Here is a 5,813-nt window from a genome sequence, read left to right as displayed (position 1 = left end):
CTAGGTCGGGGGCGGGCAGGGCGGGGGGGGGGCGTTTTTGGTGTGGGGGGGGCGGGGCGGGGGGGGGGGGGCGCGGGGGGGGCGCGGGGGCCGCGCCCCCCCCCACGTCCACGAAGTCTCGGTGCGCGGAGAGGTCGCCGAGCCGCAGCACCGCCTCGGGGTCCGTTCCGGCGTCGCGCAGCAGGGCGGCGATCCGTCCGGGCAGTCCGCTGGGCGGGGCTCCGGGCCCGACCGGGTTGCCCACTCGCAGGACGACGCCGTCCAGTCCGGAGGAGGTGATGGCGACGGTGCCGGCCAGTTTGGTGGCGCCGTACGGAGTGACCGGACGGGTGGCTGCCGATTCCGCCACCCGGGTGTCGGGGTCGCCGGGCCCGTACTCGGCGGCCGAGCCGAGGTGGACCAGGCGGGCCCGGGGTGCCGCCACCCGGAGGGCGGCGCACAGTACCGCGGGACCGCGGGCGTTGACCTCGGCCAGCGTCACGGCGTCCCCTCCGGTCGCGCCCGCGCAGTTGACGACCGCGTCGGGTGCGGCCGCGGCGAGGACGCCCGCGAGCCGTTCGGGCCGATCGGCGGCGAGGTCGACGCCGAAGTCGGCGTCGGGTGAGCGACCGCCGTCGAACACCCGCGCGCCCGGGAGGGCGCGCAGGCGGTCGACGACATGGGCGCCCAGGTAGCCGGTTCGGCCCAGGACGAGAATGCGCATGAGGTGGTCAGGCTCCCTTGAGCAGCAAGGACTTGCGGCTGGTGAACTCGGCGTTGGCCCTGTCGTAGTCGTCGGGACGACCGATGTCGAGCCAGTAGCCGTCGAACGCGTAGGACTGCGGCAGGTTCTGGCCGGCCAGCAGGTCCAGTACGAGTTCGTCGAATCCGAGCGGCAGCCCGGGGGTGTAGTTGTCGAGGGTGGAGCGGCTGAGGCCGTAGACGCCCATGGAGACGTGGTAGTCCATGCTGGGCTTCTCGGTGAAGGCCACCACACGGCTGGCCTGGGTGGTGAGCACTCCGAAGTCGATGTGGACCTTTCTCGGGTACGTCGCGATGGTCAGCGGCGCCCCCGATTCCTCGTGCCGGTGCAACACGTCGGCGTAGTCGAGGTCGGTGAGCACGTCGCCGTTCATCACGAGGAAGTGCTCGGGGAGCCGGTCGCGCAGGTTGAGCAGGGGACCCATGGTGCCGAGGGGGCTCTCCTCCGTGGCGTAGTCGATGCTCATGCCCCACTGGGAGCCGTCGCCGACGTAGGCCCGGATGATCTCGCCCAGGTGGCCGATGGCTATGGTGCAGCGGGTGAATCCGGCCGCCGAGAGCTGACGCAGCACGATCTCCAGGATCGCGTGCTGGTCACCGATGGGCACGAGGGGCTTGGGCAGGGCCGTGGTGTAGGGCCGCAGCCGGACGCCCTTGCCGCCCGCCAGGATCACTGCGTACATGGGTCTCCTCCTTGGGTTGCGTGGGGGGACGATGAGTTGAGTGACGTGGGGATGTGTGGATCACCGGCGGAACGCGTGCGGTCAGATGTTGTAGATGCCGGTCTTGTAGCGGGCCAGGTTGGCCGGGTCGCGGAAGAACTCGACGGTGTGCGCGAGTCCCTCCTCCAGGGTGTGTTCGGGCTGCCAGCCGGTGGCGGCGGTGAGTCGGCTCGCGTCGGCGACCAGGCGCATGACCTCGGATGCGGCCGGTCGGATCCGTTCGTCGTCCTCGCGCACCTCGATCGGGACGTCCATGACCTTGCCGATCAGCGTGACCAGGTCGGCGACCGAGATCTCGCCGCCGGTACCGGAGTTGAAGGTGCGGCCCACGACGCGGTCGGCGGGTGCGGTGCCCGCGGCGAGGAAGGCCTGCGCGGTGTCCTTGACGAAGCTGAAGTCGCGGGTGGGGCGCAGGTCTCCGAGGGTGATGACGCGTTCCCCGGCGGCGACCTGGCCGATGACGGTGGGGATCACCGCGCGCATCGACTGGCGCGGGCCGTAGGTGTTGAACGGCCTGAGGGTGACCACGGGGGTGTCGAAGCTGGCGTGGTAGCTGTCGGCCAGCCGGTCGCCTCCCGCCTTCGAAGCGGCGTACGGGGACTGGGTGTTGATGGGGTGGTCCTCGGTGATGGGGACGGTCTGCGCGGTGCCGTACGTCTCACTGGTCGATGTGTGCACCAGGCGGGGCGTGCCGAGCGCGCGGACGGCCTCCAGGACGTTGAGGGTTCCGGTGACATTGGTGTCGACGTAGCTGTGCGGCGCCCGGTAGGAGTACGGAATCGCGATGAGCGCGGCCAAGTGGTAGGCGGCGTCGGCGCCTTCGAGGAGTCCTCGGACCGAGCCGGGGTCCCGGACGTCGCCGAGGACGATCTCCACCTGGTCGAGGACGTCCGGGGCCAGGGTCTCCAGCCACCCGTACGAGGAGAAGGAGTTGTACTGGGCCATGGCGCGGACCCGGTAGCCCCGGGAGACCAGGGCTTCGGTGAGGTGAGAGCCGATGAAGCCCTCGGCCCCGGTGACGGCGGCGAGCGGTGCGGAGGTCAACTGATCTGCCTTTCGGATTCGTTGGAAGGTCGTACGGGCGTGCGTGGTTGGCCGCCGGGTGGGGCGGGTGCGGCGCCCCGCCGGGCCGTCAGGCGTGCCGGGCCGGGCGTCCGAGGATCCACACGGTGCATCCGGCCAGGGCCGCCGCGGCGAGGCAGCAGGCCAGGGTGAGGACCCGCGCTCCGGACGCGGGCGCCAGCAGGGCGGCGGCGCCGGCGGCTCCGGCGGCCGCCGGACAGATGACCGCCGGCGGCCAGGCCACCCCGAAGGCCTGGAGCAGCAGCGCGGTCCACAGGGTGGCGGCGAGCAGCAGCAGTGTGGCGGGGCCGGCCCCGGTCAGCAGGGCCACGGGCAGCAGGAGCAGCAGGTAGCCGGTCAGGCAGAGGCCGAGGACCCCGGCCGACCGCAGCAGGAACCCGGCGGGGGTCGCGGCCGCGCCGAGGGCGGTGACGGACAGGCCGCGGAAGCGGTACAGCAGCCATTCGGCGGGGCCCATGCTCACGGTCAGCGCGATGACGGCGTACGGTTCGGCCCGCCCCTCCAACAGCACGAGCAGCGCCGCCCCCAGGCCGAAGAGCCCGTACGGCAACGACTTGCGCAGCGGCGGTCGTTCGCCCCCGTCGGCGGCGGCCGGGGCGGCGTACGCGGCGCGCAGTGCCCGGGCGACGGCGGCTCCCGTCGCGAGGAGCGCGGCGGCCGGGAGCCCCGCCCGCAACAGGGTTCCCGGTTCCCACCACGGCAGGACGGCGCCGCCGACGATGAGCGGGGTGAGCGCGAGCAGGAGGAGTCGCTCGCGTCCCAGGACCAGGAGGATGCCGGCGGCGCCCAGGTAGAGCGACTGGGCGGCGGCGGCTCCGGTGGCCGCCCCGCCACCGGAGGCCGCCGCCGCGGCGGCGGCCGTGGCGAGGGCGGCTCCGACGGGCGTGCCGATCAGCAGCGTGCGGGCGGCCTCCCGCTGTCCGGCCACCATCCTCAGGTAGGCCCGGTGTCCGAGGGCCTGGCCCCAGGCCCAGGAGACGATGCCCGCGACGACGAGCCCGGTGGCGTGCCGGCCCGGGTTCCAGAGCGGGGCGGTGAGCAGGTAGGCCAGGCCGGGCAGGGCGAACAGCAGGCCGCGCAGCAGGCACCGTACGGTGTCCGGCCGCCACGGGTCCGGGGTCCGGGCGGGCTCCGGGAAGACCCGGGGCACCCGTTCGTACAGCGCCGCCGCCAGGGAGAAGATGTTGGGGTGTCCGTAGCGTTCCCGGATCACCTCGGCGGAGAGGCCTTCGGCCTCCAACAGGGCCGCCACCTCGTACGGGTGGACGGCCGGGCCGACGCGGTCGGCCAGTTCGGCGGCGAGCCGGTTGACCGCCTCCTCGTCGGGGCCGGGCAGCCTCAGGGTCAGGGTGGTTTCCGCCCACAGCCTGCGGGGCGGACGCGCGGCGGTGTCCGCCAGCCTCAGAGCCAGCGTGTCCTGGTTGGCTCCGCCGGGTTCGAGTGACATGGGCCCGCTCATCCGACGCGGCTCCCCGTGCCGGTGGCCGCGGAGGTGCCGGCCTCGTGTGCGGGTTGCGCGCCGGGGTCCTGGGCCCACGAGGGCGGTACGAAGGGGCGGGCCCGTTCGTAGCGGCGCGAGCGGCCGTCGGCGACGGACACGGCGGTGAGGACCACGGGCGCCGGCGGCGCGGTCGCGGGCTCGGGTGTGCGTACGTCGGCGGTCGCCGGGACGCGCGGGACCCGGGTGAGGCGACGGGTGCGCGGGGTGCGGTCGAGTTCGGGGAGTTCCAGGTAGATGGAGCGGAAGGTGTCGATGGTCTGGCGCAGGGTGAACTGTTCGATGACCCGCAGCCGGGCCGCCTCGCCCATGTCGGCGCGGCGCCGGGGGTTTCCCAGCAGTTCCAGGGCGGCGTCGGCCATGGCCTGCGGATCGCGCGGCGGGACCACCAGGCCCGCCTCGCCGACCGCTTCGCGTACGCCGCCCACGTCGGTGGACACCGTCGCCCGTCCGCAGGACATGGCCTCGATGAGGGTGAACGGGAAGCCCTCACTGATGCTGGACAGCATCACGACGTTGCCGGCCGCGTAGGCGTCCTTGATGTCGTCGACCCGGCCCTCGAAGGTGACCGCGTCGGCGTGTCCGAGGTCACGGGCAAGGGTCTCGCACCGCTCCCGGTAGGCCTCCCCGCCGCGCGGGGTCCCACCGAACAGGCGCAGTCGGGCATCGGGTACGCGTGCGCGGACCAGGGCGAAGGCCCGGATCAGGGTCTCCAGGTCCTTGATCGGGTCGACCCGGCCGGCCCAGCTGAGGGTCGGCGCCTGCGGTTCCGGCCCGGCGGGCGGGAAGGCCGCGGGGTCGACGCCGTTGTAGACCGTACGGATGGCCTGGGGGTCGGCGCCGCCCTGTTCCTCCCACAAGCGGTTGTAGCGGTTGCCGGGGGTGACGAGGGCGGCCCGCCGGTAGCTCTCCTCGGCGAGCAGCCGGAAGAAGCCGAGGACGACGGCCTTCACCGGCCAGCGGTAGGGCGCGGTGCGGTAACCGAGGTAGCGCTCGCGCAGGTAGACGCCGTGTTCGGTCAGCAGCAGCGGGACCCCGTGCCGCTCCAGCGCGGCGAGTCCCGGGAGTGCGGCGACGCCGCCGCTGACCGCGTGGGCCACGCCGTGCTCCGGGAGCGGGGCGGCCAGGGGCCGCAGGGCGTGTTCCAGCAGGGAGGTCGCGGTGAGCGCGTCGTGCAGGGTCGGTCGGGCCTCGCGCACGGCGTACCCGGGGCGGTTCCAGACCGCCGCGAGGACGGCGATTGCGTGGTCGCCCCGCAGGAACGGGCTCAGTACGCCGTCGGCGGCGGCCCCCGCCATCGTGTAGAGCGCAGGGGCGAACCCGGCTTCGGCGCAGGGGTCGAGGAGGGCGGTCAGGAACTGTTCGTAGGCGCCGGACAGTCGGCGGTGGCCGCGCCCGCGGGGGGCGCGACCCTCCGGGGCGGGGCCCCACATGGGGACGGTGCTGACGCCCAGGACGTGCCCGGGCAGGTCCCAGACCAAGGGTTCGCGGCCGGTGCCGGTGACGGCTATGACCTCGAAGTCGACGTCAGGCATGCCCTGGACGAGTTGATCGCACCAGACGCTGACGCCGCCGTGACTGTGGGGATAGGTGCCTTCGGTGAGGAGGGTGACGTGCGTCGCATGCCTTCGGCGCGCGCCGTGGTGAACGTGCATGGGTGGGCTCCACGGCCGGTGTGGTGGGGGTGGTCGGACCGGGGGGGGGGGGGGGGGGGGGGGGGGGGGGGGGGGGGGGGGGGGGGGGGGGGGGGGGGGGGGGGGGGGGGGGGG

The 5,813-nt window shown here is 74.0% G+C and carries 5 protein-coding genes; all 5 read right to left on the bottom strand.

The annotated features are described in order from the left end of the window. On the bottom strand, window positions 1-703 hold a 703-nt coding region (locus NOD94_RS28980; protein ID WP_281209092.1), incomplete at its 3' end, for an NAD-dependent epimerase/dehydratase family protein. Between the two features lie 7 nt (window positions 704-710). After that, window positions 711-1,424 carry a sugar phosphate nucleotidyltransferase gene (locus tag NOD94_RS28975; RefSeq protein WP_281209091.1) on the bottom strand — a complete coding sequence of 238 codons (714 nt, stop codon included), beginning with the start codon at window positions 1,422-1,424 and terminating at the stop codon, window positions 711-713. Window positions 1,425-1,505: 81 nt separating this feature from the next. Next, window positions 1,506-2,507 carry a GDP-mannose 4,6-dehydratase gene (locus tag NOD94_RS28970; RefSeq protein WP_281209090.1) on the bottom strand — a complete coding sequence of 334 codons (1,002 nt, stop codon included), beginning with the start codon at window positions 2,505-2,507 and terminating at the stop codon, window positions 1,506-1,508. Between the two features lie 88 nt (window positions 2,508-2,595). Further along, window positions 2,596-4,005, bottom strand: coding sequence for a hypothetical protein (locus NOD94_RS28965; RefSeq protein ID WP_281209089.1), 1,410 nt, complete (start codon window positions 4,003-4,005; stop codon window positions 2,596-2,598). After that, complete coding sequence (pelF, locus tag NOD94_RS28960; protein WP_281209088.1) at window positions 4,002-5,699, bottom strand: GT4 family glycosyltransferase PelF; 1,698 nt, start codon at window positions 5,697-5,699, stop codon at window positions 4,002-4,004. Before pelF ends, NOD94_RS28965 begins: the two co-directional genes overlap by 4 nt. Window positions 5,700-5,813: the final 114 nt, after the last annotated feature.

The organism is Streptomyces sp. Isolate_45, assembly GCF_024721315.2.
Lineage (GTDB): Bacteria > Actinomycetota > Actinomycetes > Streptomycetales > Streptomycetaceae > Streptomyces.
Note: the sequence above shows the minus strand (reverse complement) of the source record. Positions and strands in the feature narration are given on the sequence as shown.